Raw genomic sequence first — 16,820 nt, forward strand, 5'->3', positions numbered from 1 at the left:
AAAAAAGATCGCAGCCTTCGGCAGCTCCTACATGAGATCGGTGTAGGAGCTGCCGAAGGCTGCGATCTTTTGATCTTGCTATTTGGGCCCGAGAATCTTCACCAACTTCTCTGGCGTCGGCGCGCCTTGCTGCTGTTGCAGCTGACCCTTGTCGTCCATGTAGAAAATCGCCGGGGTGGCGGCCAGTTCCAGGTCTTCCATCAACTGCATGTTCGCCGCGAGTTTCGCCTGAATGGCCGGCGGCACATCTTTCAGGGCTTTGAGCGAACTGTCCTTGCCGGATTTCTCGTGGTCTGCCAACGCTTTTTGCGGGTCCTTGGCGGCCAGCAGCGCGGCGGATTTGCCCGGGCTGTCTTCGCGAATGATGCCGACCATGATGTGCCGCAACTGCACCTTGCCGGCCTTGACCCACGGCCGCGCCTGTTCCCAGAACATGTTGCAGTACGGGCAATTCGGGTCGCTGAACAGATAGACGATGCGCGGTGCGTCCTTGTTGCCGTCACCGATCCAGTTGCTCGCTTCCATCTTGCCCCAGACTTCCTTGGCCATTGGCGCGTAGACCAGTTTTTGCAACGGCGCGCTGCTCAGGTCATTGCCTTCGGCGTCGTACAAATTGCCTAGCAATACATGTTTGCCGTCCGGGGTCAGGTACAGCGCCATGCCACGGTTCTGGTACTGCGCCGCGTAACCGCGCAGGCCGTCGGGCGCGTCGAAGGTGCCGACAATTTTGGCGCCCTTGGCTTCGATCTTCTTGATCGCTTCAGGCAATTCTTCGGCCTGTACCGACGGCAGGTGCAGCAAGGCGGCACCCAGGGTTAACGTCAGCAGGTGGCGGAGGCGGAGCATGGCAATTTCCTTGAAGGCGTGGCCGAGGTGGCCGGGTTCGGGGTGTCGAAGTTTTCCAGGGCGCGGGCCAGGCTGGCTTCAGAGAGTTCGCCCAGATGGCTGCCCAGCAGGTGCCCGTCGGGGCTATAGAACAGCGTAGTCGGCAATGCCATGGAACCCACGGCCTGACTCAATCGACCGCTGCCATCGAACAGCACGTTAGTCAGGCTCAGGCCCTGGGTTTCGAGGAAGGTGCTGACGCTCTGCATGCTTTCGGTCTGATTGACGAACAGGAAGGTCAGGTCCGGACGCTGTTGCTGGGCGTTTTCCAGCACCGGCATTTCCCGGCGGCACGGCGGGCACCAGGTGGCCCAAAGATTGATGACCAGCGGCCCGCCCTGGTAGTCGCTGAGCTGTATGGTTTGGCCGGCGGCATTGCGCAGGGTGATCTGCGGCAGGCGCGTGCCTTGTTCGTAAATACTCAGGGAGAACGTCGCCAGCAACCAGAACGCCAGACCACTGGCCACGCCAAAGCCCAACGGGCGACGCAGGGCCGGGCGACGCCAGCCTCGATACAAGGCGGCGAGCAACAGCACGACCACCCCTGGCCAGGCGAGAAAACCACCGTCGCGCAGGTCGATGATCTGCCACGGATCGTTGCGATACTGCGCCCAGTAGGCGATCACGAAACCGACCCGGGCCGCCAGCATGCCCAGCAGGAACAGGCTGAACAGCACCGACTCCGGGTTCTCGCCACCGCGCTTGGCCACCCGCCAGCCGACAAAGGTCGCCAGCGCCAGGGCACTGATCAGCAGCAGGTGATTAAGCGCGATGGCAAAGGTGCCGAGGGTAAAAGTCAGCATTAACGAGCGTCTCGGGTGGTGGTCCAGCGTTGCAGGAAGGTGCCGGCATCGACCTCACCGGTGATGCGCTGGCTGCGACGCTCTTCACCATTAGGGCCGATCCACAACAGGCTTGGCGGCCCCGGCACTTTATAACGGCCGAGCAGTTCGCGGCTGGCGGCATTGTCGGCGGTGACGTCCAGCCGTAGCAAGCGCACATCGCTGAGCGCTTCCAGGACCTGCGGTTTGCTGAAGACCTGTTTTTCCATGACTTTGCACGACACACACCAGTCGGCGTAGTAGTCCAGCAGCACCCATTGACCCTGAGCTTTGGCCGCATCGAGTTCGCGTTGCAGTACAGCGGGCTCCCTGACCGTGGTGAATGCCTCATGCGCGCTCGGCGCGGCAGCGCCAGTACGGTCGGCGCTGTACACCTGCAACGGCTGATACGGATCGTCACTGCCACCCGCCGCACCCACCACCAACAGGCTGCCCCAAAGTCCCAACAGCAGTGAACTGGCGCCGAACAGGTGGGCAACTCGGCCAAATCCTTGCGACTGCTTCCAGGCGCTGTAGGCGGCGATCAGCAACAAGGCGCCACACAGACCGAGCCACAATGATTCAGCCAGCACCGGCCGCAGCATCAGCAGTGCCGTGGCGAGGAATAGAAAGCCAAATACACCCTTGAGCAGGTTCATCCACGCACCCGGTTTGGGCAGGAAACGATTGCCGACAGTCACCAGCAGCAATAGCGGCACGCCAATGCCGATACCCATGGCGAACAGAATCAGCCCGCCGTGCAGCGCATTGCCGCTCTGCGCGATATAAAGTAAGGCCCCCGCCAGCGGTGCGGTCATGCACGGACCGACCAGCAGGCCGGACAAAGCCCCGAGTACACCGGCACCGATCAGGCTGCCACCGCGCTGATTGCGCGAAACATGCTCCAGCCGATCTCGCACGGCTACCGGCAACTGCAGCTCAAAGAAACCGAACATCGGCAAGGCCAGCAATACGAACACCGCCGCAAAGCTGCCCAACAGCCATGGATTCTGCAGCAGGGCTTGAAGGTTCGCGCCAAGCAGCGCAGCCAGAACGCCCATCGCCGCATACACCAACGCCATGCTGGTCACGTAACTGCCGGCCAGGGCAAAACCGCGTTTGGGCGTGGCACCGCTGCCAACGATCAAACCCGCCAGAATCGGCAGCATCGGCAACGAACAAGGCGTGAACGCCAACAGCAGCCCCAAGCCGAAGAACACCAGCAGGCTCCAGCCCAACGCCCGTTGCTGAAGGCCGCTGGCCAGAGCCTGGTCGGGCGCTTCTTCATTAAAGGCGGTAAGGACGTTACTTGCGCCAAGGTCGACCACTTGAGTCTGCGGCGGATAACACAAACCGGCATCGGCGCAGCCCTGGAAGCCTACTTTGATCTGACCAGTGGCTCCGGCCGGAATCTTCAGTTCCAGGCCCTGGCGATAGACCTGCTGTTCGCCGAAGAACTCGTCGCTGTGGGACTCGCCCTCGGGCAGAACCGGCACTTGCTCCGGGGCCAGACCGTCGAATTTCAGGCGCTTCTGATACAGATAATAATTGTCGGCAATTTGCCAATAGAGCTGGGTTTCCCCGGTTTCAAGGCGTTCGGAGGTGAAGATGAACGCCTTTTCTACCTGAAGAAACTCGGGTTTGGTCTCGAACGGATTCGTTCCAGCCTGGGCCACACCCGAGATCAAGAGGACAAATAATAAAAACAGTCGACGCATGGGTAAGCCTTATCCCTGTGCAAGTGAGGAGCACAGTGGCGGGCGGCGATTAACCGATGATTAACCGCGCCTTACGTGGACATCGAGGAAGCGATATCCTATTTCAGTCCACCGGTTACATGAGTCCTCGGTCGCGTATCAATAGGAGCCGGGTGGCGTCATTGACCCTGAATGCACCTTTTACCAAGCGGTTCTTTACAATTGTCGGGTTGTTTGGTTTTCGTCGAAATAGTGATGGCCCGTTGGCTGTCTTGGCGGTGGTTTCATCACGCACAAGGCACGATTCGTTTATTAATGATCGTGCCTGTTTTATCTGTGGGCGATTAGTTAGTCTTGAATCAAACCCGGCCACGAGTCTTCATTGACAGAGATTGGGCCTTGTATTCCAGATTGAACGTCATACCTCAGGTATTCATTATCGGTCAGGAAGATGTAAAAATAAGTTTTGAGTAGGGGGTGGTCATTCAATACAGCGGTAATCATGCGGTCTTTGTATTGCTCCAGTTTCTGCCACGCAGAGTTTTTGAGGGGATAGACCCTCAGTATTTCTGACCATGGACTATAGATGATATAGTTTCCGTCGTTCAGCAGTATCCAGAAAGTGTGCTTGGAGTCCGCATTTTCATTCCACATAACACCGACGATTCGGTCGAAATAAGGTAGCAATACTCCCCACTCCGTTTGTGAAATGGGCTTTTTGAAAACAACCTTGTCACTCGATTGTTGGTACTTGCATACCATCGGTGTATTGCCTTCGTAGTAGAAAAACCAGGTTATATCGCCTTCGTTAACCTGCTTCCAATTAAGGCCCGAGGTGTTGAATCCAAAGCGTAGGTCTTTCACGTGTTTGTCGAAGTCATCCCAGTGATCGTCAACAGCGGTGGGGTGATTCTCCTCGACCCTGTTGTCTCCAAGGTTAAAGCGAGAGTAGGTGTTAGTGTCCTTGAAGAAGAAATAAATGCGATCGGGCCCACTGCGCCAGTCGACGGCGACGAAGTTTTTTATGGTTGTCATTTGTTTGATTCCTTTCAAAGGATTTAAAGAGTGCTTCCATATGGAAGCGTGTTTTAAACGTTTTGGGTGTGCCAGTGCTGCCGTTTTGTGGTGCCAGATTAATGTAAAAAATTGAGGTTTAAAATATGTTTTAACAGGGTTGTTTGTTTCGAGTTTAAACCGAGATATGTGTTTCGGATTGAATGAGGATATATTTGTTAGGTGTTGTTTATAATGATTGGGTACTTTGTGTCTGTGGTTAAATATCACGAATACGCTTCTCGTCTGTCGTATCACTCGTCATAATTTGGCCTTAATCCTCACCTGTTTGACTCATATTTTTGCTCAGGGAGCCTCCATGCACGTATTGGTTTGCGAAGACGACGAGCTGATCGCCAGCGGCATTGTCGCCGGCCTCACCGCTCAGGGCCTGACGGTCGAGCACGTGGCCACCGCCTCGGCTGCCCGGGCGATGCTCAAGGTCGCCGAATTCGACGTCATGGTGCTCGATCTCGGCCTGCCCGATGAAGATGGCCTGAAGCTGTTGCAGCAGTTGCGTCACCATGGCCTGGAAATCCCGGTGCTGATCCTCACCGCGCGGGATTCGGTCACCGACCGGGTCGACGGCCTGCAAGCCGGTGCCGACGACTACTTGCTAAAACCGTTCGACCTGCGCGAACTTGCCGCGCGCTTGCACACTTTGTTACGACGAGTGGCGGGGCGCAGCGTCAATCTGATTGAACACGGTCGTTTGACCTACGACCCGAGCAGCCGCGAAACCCTGCTCGGCGGCCAATCGGTGGATTTGTCGCGCCGTGAGCAATCGCTGTTGCAAGCCTTGCTGCACAATCGCGGTCGGGTATTGTCCACCGAGCAACTGAAGGACAGCGTCTACGGTTTCAACGACGAACTGGAAAGTAACGCCCTTAACGTCCATATCCATCACCTGCGGCGCAAACTCGGCAATGGCATTGTCGAGACGGTGCGTGGCTTGGGCTATCGCCTGGGGCCGGCCGATGGCGGAGAGCAATCGAAGTGATGAGCCTGCGTTTGCGGCTGAGCCTGACCCTCGGCGCCGCGTTTGCGCTGATCTGGGCCCTGGCCGCCGCCTGGATGCTCAGTGATCTGCGCAATCAGATGATGTTTTCCCTCGACCAGCGGCTGGTGGCGTCGGCGCGGATGGTGGCCGGGCTGCTGGAGCAACTGCCGGCGTTGCCGAGCAAGGGCGAGGGGACCCATTTCAGCGCTGAACAGCTGAGCATTCCTGGCGGCATGGCCTGTCAGGTCAGTTCGTTGCGCGGCGAAATCCTGGCTCGCAGTCACAGCAGCCCCGAACAAACTCTGGAAGCCGAAAAAATGGGCTTCCACGATCAAATGATCGACGGCGCACCCTGGCGCAGCTTCACCTTGGCGCGCGGTGATGTGCGCATTACCACCGCCGACCGGCAGATCGAGCGCGAAGCGCTGAACATGTCCATTCTGCTGGCGGCCTCGGTGCCGGTCGGCGTGGCGCTGCTCGGCTGCCTGTGCCTGTTGTGGCTCGGCATCGGTCAGGGATTAGCACCGCTCAATCGTATGCGCGATGCGCTGATGCGGCGCAGTGCCGATTCTCTGGAGCCGTTGCAAATCCAGCCACTGCCCAGCGAGTTGCAGCCGCTGCTGGAAACCCAGAATCAGCTGTTTCAGCGCATCGGCAAGACCATCGAGCGCGAACGGCGCCTGACCGGTGACGCCGCGCACGAGTTGCGCAGCCCGCTGACTGCCATCAAAACCCATCTGCAAGTGGCGCGCATGACCGAAGGCAGTGCCCGGGATCAGTCCTTGGCGCGGGCTGAAGAGGGCGCCGACCGGCTGCACCGCACGCTTGAACAATTGCTGCTGCTGGCGCGCGTCGAGGGCAGTCTGTCGTTCGATGATGGCGTGCAGTGCAGCGCCGAGCAGGTGGCGAAACTGGCGATTCAGGATGCGGCCAGCGGTGATCGTCAGCGGATCAAGTTTCAGTTGCCGGCCACATTCTCCGATGCGCCGCTGCAAATGCCCGCGGTGCTGTCGATTGCCGCGTTGCGCAACTTGCTCGACAACGCCCTGCGCCATACCCCAGGCGATGGAGCAGTGGAGCTGAGCCTGGAAACCACCGACAATCGCGTGCGTTTTTTGGTCCGCGACCACGGCCCGGGGATTGCCGAAGATGACCTGCAACACCTGACCCAACGCTTCTGGCGCAACGGCCAGAGCACCGGTTGCGGCCTCGGTCTGGCGATTGTCCAGGCCATCGTCCAGCGTTGCGGCTGCACCCTGCATTTCGACAGCCGGCCGGATGGCTTGCGGGTTGAATTGACGATGCCTTTGCAACCGGTCTAACCAACACAAAACCCTGTGAGAGCGGGCTTGCCCGCGATGGCAGTGTAACAGTCAACATAGATGTTGGATGTTATGGCCTCATCGCGGGCAAGCCCGCTCCCACACTGTTTCTGTGTTGCACACCAAATGTAACGTCTCTCCATTAGCCACCCGGCCCCCCACAGCGTTATCGTCCCCGGCAGCTTTGACTCAATGGATTGAGGTAACAGCGCCATGGATGCATCGATACACATCTGCAAGGCAACGCCTGCCGACGCCGGGATCATCAGCCGGATCGTCGAACGCTCCATTCGCGTCGGCTGCGCGCTGGACCACCGCAACGATCCGCGAACCGTCGCCACCTGGACTCACAACAAAACCATCGAACACGTGCAACCCTGGCTGGCCGACTCGCGGTTGTACCTGAACATCGCCCTGTTGCAGGACAAACCGATCGGCGTTGCCATGGCGGCAATCAGCGGTAAGGTCGCGTTTTGTTACGTGCAGCCGGAATGGTTTCGGCGAGGCGCCGGACAAGCGCTGGTGCACGATCTCGAAACCTGGTTGATCGCTCAGGGTTTGCCTCAGGCGCGGCTCAACAGCACTCGTACCGGCGAGGCGTTTTACCACCGTCTGGGTTACCGGGCTTGCGCTGAAACCTTCACCGTGGCGGGACTCCACGCCATTCCCATGCACAAGGCGCTGTCGCCACCTTCATAGAAAGCTGATCGAGGGTCTAAATCCTTGAGGTCCTGATGCGTTTCCAGAACAGGAAAACCTGCAAGTGCGCCCCGTGACCGGAACGCGCACCTGCCCGGTGTGCAGTTTTGGTCACTATCAACAGCGTATTGAGGGATCGAGAGATGTCAGTCGCTACCAGCCTTTTCGAAGATCAGCCGGCCCGGAGCGTCTCGACGCCTGCCGAGACGCTTTATCAGTTCAATGAATCGCCATTGCTGGCCCGTCAGAGCCAGCAGGAATCGAATGCTCGCAGCTACCCGCGGCGAATTCCCCTGGCACTCAAGCGTGCCAAGGGCATTTATGTCGAAGACGTCGAAGGCCGTAGTTTCATCGATTGCCTGGCCGGTGCAGGGACTCTGGCCCTGGGGCACAACCATCCAGTGGTGATCGAAGCGATCCAGCAGGTGCTGACCGATGAACTGCCGCTGCACACGCTCGACCTGACCACGCCGGTCAAGGATCAGTTTGTTCAGGACCTGTTCGGTCTGTTGCCGCCGGCATTGGCCGCTGAAGCGAAGATCCAGTTCTGTGGCCCCACCGGTACCGATGCGGTGGAAGCCGCGCTGAAACTGGTGCGCACCGCCACCGGGCGCAGCACGGTTTTGTCGTTCCAGGGCGGTTACCACGGCATGAGTCAGGGCGCGCTGAGCCTGATGGGCAGTCTGGGGCCGAAAAAACCGTTGGGTGCGTTACTCAGCAGTGGCGTGCAGTTCATGCCGTATCCCTACGATTACCGTTGCCCGTTCGGGCTCGGCGGCGCGCAGGGGGTGCAGGTCAACCTGAGTTACCTGGAAAACCTGCTGAATGATCCCGAGGCCGGAGTGCAATTGCCTGCTGCCGTGATCGTCGAAGCGGTGCAGGGCGAGGGTGGGGTCATTCCGGCCGATCTCGATTGGCTGCGCGGCTTGCGACGCATCACCGAGAACGCCGGCGTAGCGCTGATCGTCGATGAAATCCAGAGCGGCTTTGCCCGCACCGGCAAGATGTTCGCCTTCGAGCACGCCGGGATCATTCCGGACGTGGTAGTGCTGTCCAAAGCCATTGGCGGCAGCTTGCCGCTGGCGGTGGTGGTCTATCGCGACTGGCTCGACACCTGGCTGCCGGGCGCCCATGCCGGGACCTTCCGCGGTAATCAGATGGCGATGGCCGCAGGCTCTGCGGTAATGCGCTACCTGACAGAGCACAAGGTTTGCGAGCACGCCGCCGCCATGGGCGAGCGCTTGAGTGAACACCTGCACATCCTGCAACGGGACTTCCCGCAACTGGGCGATATTCGCGGGCGTGGCTTGATGCTGGGCGTTGAGCTGGTCGATCCGGCTGGCGTGCCGGACGCTCAAGGCCATCCGCCGATATTCGGTCGTCTGGCGCCGCTGGTGCAGCGCGAATGCCTCAAGCGTGGGTTGATCCTTGAGCTGGGCGGGCGTCACGGCGGTGTCGTGCGTTTCCTGCCGCCGCTGGTGATCACTGCCACAGAAATCGATCGGGTTGCCGACATTTTCGGCAGGGCCATGGCCGCAGCCATCGCCAGTCTCTAAATTTTTTGGTGCCTTGAACGTTCCTTCTACATAACGGCTGCGCACGCCGCGCAGCCCACCCTACAGCGATGGAGAGACAGCATGACGTCAGTATTCGACCGCGAGGACATCCTCTTTCAGGTCGTGGTCAACCACGAAGAGCAATACTCGATCTGGCCCGACTACAAAGCCGTGCCACAAGGCTGGCGCACCGTGGGCAAGAGTGGCCTGAAAAAGGATTGCCTGGCCTACATCGAAGAGGTCTGGACCGACATGCGTCCACTGAGCCTGCGCCAGAAAATGGAAGAACAGGCGGCTGTGGCTCACTGAGCTGTCAAGTGAGACGCGGAGCGTCTCTGGCTGCATTCCTTTGCGGCGCCTGGGAACGAAAAGCCCGCTGAACCGGTAAGGTCAGCGGGCTTTTTCAGGTCTGGAATTTGTGTTGCCTGTCAGACCGCCATCGCGGTTCAACTGACGTTACACCCCGCTCAACCCCTTGATCACCAAATCCACATTCCCTTCCAATTCAGCCACCGGATCCGCCGCATCGACACTCAACACCACCAACCGGCTGCCGGCCTCGGCAATCACCGCTTTCACCGGGTCCGACGGCTGGCGATGATGCAACACCACCGCCACATCATTGTCCTTGAGCGTCGCACCCAGTTGTTTGAGCGCCTGCGGTGTCCACTCGGCATCCGGTCGTGCATCAAGGCCAATCAGCTCCAGGTTGAGGCCGCCGATCAGGTAGCCGAAATGATCGCTCAGGCTCATCACACTCAGATTGTCGGCATCGGCCAAGCGTGACTCACTGTCAGCGCTGAGCTTGAGCAGGCGCTGTTTGAGTGCTGCCAGGTTGGCATCGATCTTCGGTTTGGCCGCTGGCGCCAGGCGCACCAGGTCTGCCGCCATCACATCCGCCATGCGTCCCATGTTGTTGCTGGCCAGCCAAGGCTGACTGTTCAAACCGTCGACCTTGTTGCCAGGCTGCACGGCGATGCCAGGCAGAGCGCCGTCCACCGGGCGGGCGGCGTCGATTTCAATGATGCGGATATTGCTGCGCCGTGAGATCGGGTACAGCGGGTCATCCGCCCACAGCGACCGCAGACCAATCACCGCATCGGCGTCGGTCGACAGTTTGGCCAGCGCAGGGGCACCACGCCCTGTGAAGTAAGCTGTTTGCCGGCTGCCGGGGAGGTTCGCTGGCGCCGCACGTTCAAGGTTGACGTCGGTGCCTTGGAGCAGGACTTCGCCCAGGCCGTAGGTGATGGGCAGGGAGGCGAGCACGCGCAACGGTTTGGCGCTGTCAGCCGCCAGCAGCGGTGTGGTGACCAGCCCACACAGGGGCAATGTGAAGGTCAATGCCAGGGTCAATTGACGCAGAGAAAAAGACATTTATCCGAGATTCCCTTTCAGACTTGGGACGATGCCGCGAGCGATGGCGGCCAGGGCGAAGGCGATACCGGCCACCAGAATGATCGCGGCACCGGAAGGGATAGGCAGGTCAAAGACAATCGGCGCGAGAATTCCGCACAGCGTGCTCACCGTGGCGATCAACACCGAACACCAGAAGAACCCCTTCAGCGACTGGCTGAGCAAACGTGCGGCCGCCGCTGGAATCACCAACAGTGCGCCGACCAGAATCGCCCCGATGACTTTCACCGCCGCCACGGTGATCAGGGTCACCAGAATCACGAACAGGTAATCCAGAGTCTTCACCGCCACACCACGCACCGCCGCCAGTTGCGGATTGAAACTGGCGAGCATGATGCGGTTGTACAGCGGCAGGGCCAGCGCCATCACCAGCGAACCAACGATGGCCAGCACCAGCAGGTCATTGCCATTGACCGTCAGCACTGAACCGAACAGCACGTTTTCCAGAATGTGCACGTTGATTTTGCCGGCCAGGATCAGCAGCAGGCTCGCACCCAGCGCCAACGATACGGAGAGAAACACACCGATCAACGTGTCCGGTGCCAGACCAGTACGATTGCGCAGGTAGTTGAGCAAAATGCCAAACAACAGGCAGTAACCGAACAGGCTGCCATAAGGCCCGGTGTAGGGTTCACCGAGCAGAATTCCGATGGCCACGCCGGTCAGCGCCGCGTGGCCCACTGCTTCGGAGAAAAACGCGAAGCGCTTGACCACCACCAGCGTACCCAAACCGCCCAACACCGGGCCGATCAGCAGCCCGGCGAGCAGGGCATTGACCACAAATCCATAGGCCAGTGCTTCCGGCAGGTAACCCGACGAGGCCCAACCCTGGACCATTAAACGAAAGGCTTCGTAACTCATCAGGCAGCGCTCCGGGGATGGGTCGAGAACAAGGTCAGCAGTCGCTCCGGGGTCAGCGCCTGTTTCGGTGTGGCATCGAACAGCACCCGGCGATTGAGACCGGTGACCCGGTCCGCCAGTCGCCCGACCGCTTCCAGATCATGCTCGATCCACAGCACGGTGATGCCGCTCTTGCGCCAGTCGCCCAGCAACCGTTGGAACACCTGAATGCCGGCCTCATCGAGGGCCGACATCGGCTCATCGAGCACCAGCAACTGTGGCTCCGGAATCAATCCTTGGGCCAACAAAACGCGCTGGCGCTCACCGCCGGAGAGGGCGCCCATGCGCCGCTTGCGTTTGTCCTGCATGCCGACCCGTTCCAGTGCTTCGCCGATGGCCGCCGCGTAGTGTTTGCTCAACCCGAGGAACGCCGGGCGCCGCTGGCACATGGCGGCCATGAAGTCATCGACAGTCATCGGTAAACCGCGATCGAATTCCAGCGCCTGGGGCACGTAGCCGATGGTCCCCGGTTCGCCAGGCCATTGCAGGCTCAAACGACCCTGATGCGGCATCTGCCCGAGCAGGGTTTTGATCAGCGAACTCTTGCCGCCACCGTTAGGGCCGACCAGTGCGTGCACGCTGCCGGGCCGGACTTGAAAGGTCACCTTGTCGAGGATCGTCGTGCGACCCAACGTGAGACTGACCTCGGCGAAATCCAGCGTCGGCCCCGAAACCTGTGGGAGCGAGCCTGCTCGCGAATGCGGTGGGTCAGTCAACATTGATGTCGACGGATACTCCCTCTTCGCGAGCAAGTCGGATCGCCGCACCGCCGCTCCCACAGGGGATTCAGTGATGGTTTCTTTAGCCGTCATGCGCCGGACTCCTGAATTGCCCGGACCACGGTGTTGAGGTTGCCGGTCATTTCTTTTTCGTACTTGTCGGCGGTGTATTCGCCATAGGAAATGTGCGACAGCGGGTACAGCTTCACTCCGGACTCACGCTGGATGGTCTCGACGTAAGTGGACGGGAAATCCATCTCCGAGAAGATCACTTTCACGTCCAGTTCCCGCAGTTGATCGATGGTCTTTTTCAGCTGGCTGGGGCTCGGTTCGATACCGTGGGCCGGCTCGACCACGGCAGTCACTTCCAGGCCAAACTCGCGCAGCAAATAGTCGTAGGCCGCATGCACCGTGGCCACGCGCAACTCGGCGTTCGGCGCCTGGGTCAGTTTTGCCAGGGCATCGGCGCGCATCTGTCGCAGGCGTTTGCCGTAGGCGCGGGCGTTCTGGGTATAGGTTTTGGCGTTGTTCGGGTCAAGCTTGCCCAGTTCCCGGGCGATGTTGTTGACCTGGGCAATGGAAGCGCTGATCGACAGGAACGTATGCGGATTGACTACCTTGCCGGCACCGCGGGCAGCAACGCCGGTGGCGGCCAGCAGGGGCACGTTTTCGTTGGCTTCGATCACCTTGATGTTCGGGGTTTCGCTGGCGGCGATCATGCGGTCGGCGAAGTCGTCATGGCCTACGCCGTTGAGCACGACTACGTCCAGCCCGCTGATGCGTTTGATGTCTTCGGCCCGCGGCTCGTAGGCATGCGGATTGAAACCGGCCGGGATCAGCGGCACCACTTCGGCCTTGTCACCGACGATGTTGGCCACGTAACTGTAATAAGGGTGCAGGGTGATGCCAATGCGCAGGCGCTTGACTTCGTCGGCACTGGCCAAAGGTGTCAGCAAACAGACAAACAGACCGACCAGCAACAGGCGAAAAAAGGACTGACGTTGAGATGAACTAGGCATGGGAAAGCGGTCTTCTCTCGGGTGAAGGCGAGGGTTCAATGCCGATGCTGGCGGGTGACGCCGGCATCGAATTGCGCGACGATCTGCTGCCAGCCGGCGCCGTTGAGCGCAGCGTCGGTGAGATCGTTCGGAACGGGGAGGGCACTGCCGCGGTTGAGCCAGATGTCTGGTGCGGAGTCGTCTTCAGCGGTCAAACGCATCAAAAACGAGCCGGCGACGGTTGGGGTCTGGCTCTGGCCGAAGTACGCCTTGGCGTCCAGTAACTGCCAGGCATGGCCGCCGCGGCTGACAGAGCTGGCGTCCTGGGCAAACGGCGCAAAGCCTTCATCGGCGAGGGTGGCGGGCGTGGGCAGTGCTTGCTGTTCCTGACGCAACAGATGAATTTCATCCAGCGTGACCCGCAGGTCGGCGTAAATACCTTGCTCGGATGCGCTCAGATCACGGCGGGCATCCAGTTGATGGCTGCCAACGCTGCTCACTTCCTGAGCCTCGCCACGCCAGGCGACCACCGAGCCGGCAACCGCGAGGATCATCAGGCACAACAGCAACACATAGAGGGTTTCATGGCCGGCACCGGCCGGGCGAACAACTTGGGTGGTGGGCGACGTCATGCTCACGTTCAGGGCGCCTCGATGTCGGCTTGGTCGATCTCGACGACATGGCCGGGACCGGCGTCGAACAGCACATAGAACTCAGCGCCGGGCTTCTTGAATGTCAGGGTCGAATCGCTGCCGAGCTTGCCCGGCACCAGAATGGTTTCGTCGTAGCCGATCACGTCCAGGGTCACTCCCGGTGCGCCGCTGCCGTCGGAAAAACCGCCGGTGCATTGAATCTGTTCGGCGTCGATGGCTTTGCATTCGCACATCGGGTTATGGGCCAGGGCGCTGGTGCTGAGGGCGGCGCAGAGCACCAGTAAAACGGCGTGCAGAGGGCGAAAAGCGTTGATCATGGTTTGCCTCCTTGTTTGTTCAGCCATGCGAGGGTGGCCGGGGATGCCTGGCTCAAGGGGATGGACGCTTGGTGCATGGCACCGTCCCAGCCTTCCATGGTGATCCACAGCTCTGCGTCGGTTTTGGTCTTTTCAGGCACCGGCACCCCGGCGCCCATGCGGTACGGTGTGCCGAAGAAAATCACCCCGGCGGCGCGCAAGCTGCGTGGTTTGCCAATGCGCAGGTAAGTTGCCTTGACCTGATCGCGACAGCTGTCGCAGAGCGCCGCGTTGAAGTACTTGATGGGGCCGGCCGGGCCGTCGGATATGGGGCCTTCGTTGCGAAATTCGGCCAGGCGCAAGCTCCAGGGGCCGACCTGAACTTCACCGATCTCCCGCTGACCCAGACCGGTGTCACCGCGAAACAGCGCCGCGTCGGCGAAGTACTTGGGCATGAATCCCAGTGGCACCAGCAACAGCAGCGCGTTGATGTGGAAGCGCCATGTGTGCCAGAAACGGCTTAGCGGCGAGCGCGGTTTTTCTGCTGTGACCGGGTTCATCAGCTGACCTCCGTGACTTCGCGGCTCATGGCCGGGGCGGGCGGACTGACCACCGCCGTCCGTGGACGCTTATTGCTGCGCTTGAGGGCATTGGCCGTGGCCAGGGCGGTGCGTTTGGTCCAGATCAACAGGCCGCTGAGAACCATCATGCTCAGGATCAGGCCGAAGAAGAACCAGATCAGTTTGATCCAGATACCGCCGAAATCGCCGGTGTGCAGCGGTCGCATGGATTCGGTCACCAGCTCCAGACCCGAACGGTCTGACAGCAGGCGCGTGGCGGCGATGTCACCGGTATAAGGGTTGACCTCGGCGCTCTGGAATATCAATGGGTACCAACTGCGTCCGCTCACAGAAAGGTGGCTATAGGCATTGGCGGGCAGGCTGACAGAACTGTCTTCCAGACCGGGAATGCGTTCCTTGGCCTCGTGGATCGCACGCTCCAGACTAATCATCGGTGCCGGTGCGCCATCGATGGTGAGCGGTACGCTCTCGCGCGCAACGACGGGTGCGACCGGTGCAGTGGAAATCGAAATCTGGTTATCGTACAGAGCCGCTTTGATCAGGAACCAGACACTAGTGATCGAGATTACCGCAATGAACCAGATCGACCAGATGCCGCTGAGCCGGTGAAAGTCGCCCCAGAAAATCCGCGCGCCATGACGAAAGCGCAGGGTCGGTCGCAAGAAGCCTTTCCAGAACCGTTTGTAGACCACCAGCCCGGTCACCAGCGAAGCCAGCATCGGCAGTCCGAGGAACGACACCAGATACCAGCCCCAACTGTAGCCGTTGGTGAATGGGACCAGCCACCAGCCATGCAGTGCACGGGTAAAGGCCTTGAAATTGAACTGCGGGGCAGTGCCCTGGATGACGCCACTGTAAGGATTGACGTAGACCGTCACCGAGCGTCCGTCCGGATAGCTGACTTCCACGTCCAGGGCGAAGTGCGACTCGTCAGGGCGGCTGATGCGCTCGACCAGCGTCTGTGGTTCGGCTTTTTTGATGGCGGCGATGATCTCGTCATAGCTGAGCAGCGGCGCATCGTCCGAAGGCGGACTGGCACGCATTTGCGGGTTGGCGAGCCAGACGATCTCCTGACTGACCACCGCCAGCGTGCCGGTCACACAGACGATCAATACAAAGAACCAGATGGGCAGCGCCAGCCAGCTATGGACCAGAAACCAGAGTTTTGAGCGGGATTTCTTCGACATGATTAAAGGTCTTGTTTCGATGAGAGGAGCACTGCTGTGGGCTTCCCAGCGTTGCGGTCCATGAAAAGTCCGGCCGTGGCTTTTGCCTACGCGACCGACTGCATCTAAATAAGACGTATGAGCATCGGAAATCCCGAAAGGGGATATGAAAGTAAATGTTTCGTATTGCTGCCTGGTGGGGGAGTGGGTTTATTCGCGAAAAGGTCTGACAGCCAAATTTGATGTTGAAGGTGATGGCCTCTTCGCGAGCAAGCCCGCTCCCACAGTTGATCGGCTGCGTACACATAATGTGTGTTCACACCGATCCAATGTGGGAGCGGGCTTGCTCGCGAAGGGGCCCGAACATTCACTGAAAAACTCAACCCTGCTTAAACATCTCCTTCGCCCGCTGTTCGATCTGTTCCTGAGTCAAATCCTCCTTGCGCGTGGCCAGAAACCACAAATGCCCGTAGGGATCCTTCAAAGTCCCCGAACGGTCGCCATAAAACTGATCCTTGACCTCGGACACCTGCGTGGCACCGGCATCGATTGCCTGTTTAAAGGACTTGTCCACATCGTTCACATACAGATGCAGGCCCACGGATGCCAACTTGTCCGGGTTGCTCAATGGTCCCTGGTCACACGGCGTGCCAAGCATGATCGGGCAGTCGCCGATACGCAGTTCTGCGTGACCGATGCCGCCATCGGGCATGGCCAGACGCATGACTTCGGTGGCGCCAAAGGCTTTCTTGTAGAATTCGATGGCTTCGGCAGCTTTCTGAATGCCCAGATAAGGGGTGATGCTGTGATAACCCTCTGGAATAGGTTTTACGCTCATGACGGTTCTCCTTTTGTTGTGGGGTTAAGGTGTTCCTTCGCCAATTTCCGGTCGAATAACTATAGGTCAGCCCCTTCCCCGCAACCGAGTGCCCGACGAGCAGCAGTGCCACTGTTCAGCTGTCTATCAATATGCCTTCAAAATAAAGGTCATCAAGACAGTTGCTCCCACATTAGATCGGCGTCGAATGCAAATTTTGTAATCAATAGATATTTCCTGTGGG

18 protein-coding genes are annotated in these 16,820 nt (G+C 59.6%); 5 read left to right on the forward strand and 13 right to left on the reverse strand.

Annotated elements, in window-relative coordinates; genetic code table 11:
• Nucleotides 1–78: 78 nt before the first annotated feature.
• The 4 genes from dsbG to KGB18_RS09515 all read right to left on the reverse strand — a co-directional run bounded on the left by dsbG (nucleotide 79) and on the right by KGB18_RS09515 (nucleotide 4,438).
• On the reverse strand, nucleotides 79–846 hold the full coding sequence (gene dsbG, locus KGB18_RS09500; protein WP_223569705.1) for a thiol:disulfide interchange protein DsbG: 768 nt from the start codon (nucleotides 844–846) through the stop codon (nucleotides 79–81).
• Entirely contained in the window at nucleotides 822–1,688 is an 867-nt protein-coding gene (locus tag KGB18_RS09505) for a TlpA disulfide reductase family protein (protein WP_201062606.1), read from the reverse strand. Before KGB18_RS09505 ends, dsbG begins: the two co-directional genes overlap by 25 nt.
• Nucleotides 1,688–3,424, reverse strand: a complete 1,737-nt coding sequence (dsbD, locus tag KGB18_RS09510; RefSeq protein ID WP_223569706.1) for a protein-disulfide reductase DsbD — start codon at nucleotides 3,422–3,424, stop codon at nucleotides 1,688–1,690. The genes KGB18_RS09505 and dsbD overlap by 1 nt, the downstream gene beginning before the upstream one ends.
• 327 nt (nucleotides 3,425–3,751) lie before the next feature.
• Complete coding sequence (locus KGB18_RS09515) at nucleotides 3,752–4,438, reverse strand: hypothetical protein (protein ID WP_223569707.1); 687 nt, start codon at nucleotides 4,436–4,438, stop codon at nucleotides 3,752–3,754.
• Between the two features lie 337 nt (nucleotides 4,439–4,775).
• On the opposite strand from KGB18_RS09515, the gene KGB18_RS09520 reads away from it, so the two are divergent.
• The 5 genes from KGB18_RS09520 (at nucleotide 4,776) to KGB18_RS09540 (ending at nucleotide 9,342) form a co-directional block, all read left to right on the forward strand.
• Nucleotides 4,776–5,456 carry a response regulator gene (locus KGB18_RS09520; RefSeq protein WP_038982275.1) on the forward strand — a complete coding sequence of 227 codons (681 nt, stop codon included), beginning with the start codon at nucleotides 4,776–4,778 and terminating at the stop codon, nucleotides 5,454–5,456.
• Nucleotides 5,453–6,778, forward strand: coding sequence for an ATP-binding protein (locus KGB18_RS09525; protein ID WP_123723231.1), 1,326 nt, complete (start codon nucleotides 5,453–5,455; stop codon nucleotides 6,776–6,778). Before KGB18_RS09520 ends, KGB18_RS09525 begins: the two co-directional genes overlap by 4 nt.
• A gap of 213 nt (nucleotides 6,779–6,991) precedes the next feature.
• Nucleotides 6,992–7,477 carry a GNAT family N-acetyltransferase gene (locus tag KGB18_RS09530; protein ID WP_123723233.1) on the forward strand — a complete coding sequence of 162 codons (486 nt, stop codon included), beginning with the start codon at nucleotides 6,992–6,994 and terminating at the stop codon, nucleotides 7,475–7,477.
• Nucleotides 7,478–7,620: 143 nt separating this feature from the next.
• Nucleotides 7,621–9,033 (forward strand): aspartate aminotransferase family protein, encoded by a 1,413-nt coding sequence (locus KGB18_RS09535; protein WP_223569708.1) that lies wholly within the window; start codon nucleotides 7,621–7,623, stop codon nucleotides 9,031–9,033.
• Between the two features lie 81 nt (nucleotides 9,034–9,114).
• On the forward strand, nucleotides 9,115–9,342 hold the full coding sequence (locus KGB18_RS09540; RefSeq protein WP_123723235.1) for an MbtH family protein: 228 nt from the start codon (nucleotides 9,115–9,117) through the stop codon (nucleotides 9,340–9,342).
• A 147-nt stretch (nucleotides 9,343–9,489) separates the two neighbouring features.
• On the opposite strand, the gene KGB18_RS09545 is transcribed toward KGB18_RS09540, so the two are convergent.
• From KGB18_RS09545 to KGB18_RS09585, 9 genes are all read right to left on the reverse strand, one after another.
• Entirely contained in the window at nucleotides 9,490–10,407 is a 918-nt protein-coding gene (locus tag KGB18_RS09545) for a metal ABC transporter substrate-binding protein (protein WP_223569709.1), read from the reverse strand.
• Nucleotides 10,408–11,307, reverse strand: a complete 900-nt coding sequence (locus KGB18_RS09550) for a metal ABC transporter permease (protein WP_007906536.1) — start codon at nucleotides 11,305–11,307, stop codon at nucleotides 10,408–10,410.
• Nucleotides 11,307–12,065, reverse strand: coding sequence for a metal ABC transporter ATP-binding protein (locus KGB18_RS09555; protein ID WP_223569717.1), 759 nt, complete (start codon nucleotides 12,063–12,065; stop codon nucleotides 11,307–11,309). Before KGB18_RS09555 ends, KGB18_RS09550 begins: the two co-directional genes overlap by 1 nt.
• Before the next feature lie 89 nt (nucleotides 12,066–12,154).
• Nucleotides 12,155–13,084 carry a metal ABC transporter substrate-binding protein gene (locus KGB18_RS09560; RefSeq protein WP_223569710.1) on the reverse strand — a complete coding sequence of 310 codons (930 nt, stop codon included), beginning with the start codon at nucleotides 13,082–13,084 and terminating at the stop codon, nucleotides 12,155–12,157.
• A gap of 35 nt (nucleotides 13,085–13,119) precedes the next feature.
• A complete protein-coding gene (locus KGB18_RS09565; protein WP_123723239.1) occupies nucleotides 13,120–13,695 on the reverse strand; it encodes a DUF6162 family protein in 576 nt (191 codons plus the stop codon).
• A gap of 8 nt (nucleotides 13,696–13,703) precedes the next feature.
• A complete protein-coding gene (locus tag KGB18_RS09570) occupies nucleotides 13,704–14,033 on the reverse strand; it encodes a hypothetical protein (RefSeq protein ID WP_123723240.1) in 330 nt (109 codons plus the stop codon).
• A complete protein-coding gene (locus KGB18_RS09575; RefSeq protein ID WP_201062600.1) occupies nucleotides 14,030–14,572 on the reverse strand; it encodes a hypothetical protein in 543 nt (180 codons plus the stop codon). Before KGB18_RS09575 ends, KGB18_RS09570 begins: the two co-directional genes overlap by 4 nt.
• Nucleotides 14,572–15,780 (reverse strand): PepSY-associated TM helix domain-containing protein, encoded by a 1,209-nt coding sequence (locus KGB18_RS09580; protein WP_223569711.1) that lies wholly within the window; start codon nucleotides 15,778–15,780, stop codon nucleotides 14,572–14,574. The genes KGB18_RS09575 and KGB18_RS09580 overlap by 1 nt, the downstream gene beginning before the upstream one ends.
• Before the next feature lie 358 nt (nucleotides 15,781–16,138).
• Nucleotides 16,139–16,597, reverse strand: coding sequence for a VOC family protein (locus KGB18_RS09585; RefSeq protein WP_123723243.1), 459 nt, complete (start codon nucleotides 16,595–16,597; stop codon nucleotides 16,139–16,141).
• Nucleotides 16,598–16,820 lie beyond the last annotated feature (223 nt).

This window comes from Pseudomonas sp. BF-R-26 (assembly GCF_019947395.1).
GTDB classification, from domain to species: domain Bacteria; phylum Pseudomonadota; class Gammaproteobacteria; order Pseudomonadales; family Pseudomonadaceae; genus Aquipseudomonas; species Aquipseudomonas farris.

Bases quoted from the DNA above. Each gene is read 5' to 3' on its own strand.
- KGB18_RS09535 (WP_223569708.1), top strand. From the start codon at position 7,621: ATGTCAGTCGCTACCAGCCTTTTCGAAGATCAGCCGGCCCGGAGCGTC.
- KGB18_RS09530 (WP_123723233.1), top strand. From the start codon at position 6,992: ATGGATGCATCGATACACATCTGCAAGGCAACGCCTGCCGACGCCGGG.
- KGB18_RS09520 (WP_038982275.1), top strand. From the start codon at position 4,776: ATGCACGTATTGGTTTGCGAAGACGACGAGCTGATCGCCAGCGGCATT.
- dsbD (WP_223569706.1), bottom strand. From the start codon at position 3,424: ATGCGTCGACTGTTTTTATTATTTGTCCTCTTGATCTCGGGTGTGGCC.
- KGB18_RS09585 (WP_123723243.1), bottom strand. From the start codon at position 16,597: ATGAGCGTAAAACCTATTCCAGAGGGTTATCACAGCATCACCCCTTAT.
- KGB18_RS09545 (WP_223569709.1), bottom strand. From the start codon at position 10,407: ATGTCTTTTTCTCTGCGTCAATTGACCCTGGCATTGACCTTCACATTG.
- KGB18_RS09580 (WP_223569711.1), bottom strand. From the start codon at position 15,780: ATGTCGAAGAAATCCCGCTCAAAACTCTGGTTTCTGGTCCATAGCTGG.
- KGB18_RS09540 (WP_123723235.1), top strand. From the start codon at position 9,115: ATGACGTCAGTATTCGACCGCGAGGACATCCTCTTTCAGGTCGTGGTC.
- KGB18_RS09575 (WP_201062600.1), bottom strand. From the start codon at position 14,572: ATGAACCCGGTCACAGCAGAAAAACCGCGCTCGCCGCTAAGCCGTTTC.
- KGB18_RS09565 (WP_123723239.1), bottom strand. From the start codon at position 13,695: ATGACGTCGCCCACCACCCAAGTTGTTCGCCCGGCCGGTGCCGGCCAT.
- KGB18_RS09560 (WP_223569710.1), bottom strand. From the start codon at position 13,084: ATGCCTAGTTCATCTCAACGTCAGTCCTTTTTTCGCCTGTTGCTGGTC.
- KGB18_RS09515 (WP_223569707.1), bottom strand. From the start codon at position 4,438: ATGACAACCATAAAAAACTTCGTCGCCGTCGACTGGCGCAGTGGGCCC.
- dsbG (WP_223569705.1), bottom strand. From the start codon at position 846: ATGCTCCGCCTCCGCCACCTGCTGACGTTAACCCTGGGTGCCGCCTTG.
- KGB18_RS09505 (WP_201062606.1), bottom strand. From the start codon at position 1,688: ATGCTGACTTTTACCCTCGGCACCTTTGCCATCGCGCTTAATCACCTG.
- KGB18_RS09555 (WP_223569717.1), bottom strand. From the start codon at position 12,065: ATGTTGACTGACCCACCGCATTCGCGAGCAGGCTCGCTCCCACAGGTT.
- KGB18_RS09570 (WP_123723240.1), bottom strand. From the start codon at position 14,033: ATGATCAACGCTTTTCGCCCTCTGCACGCCGTTTTACTGGTGCTCTGC.
- KGB18_RS09550 (WP_007906536.1), bottom strand. From the start codon at position 11,307: ATGAGTTACGAAGCCTTTCGTTTAATGGTCCAGGGTTGGGCCTCGTCG.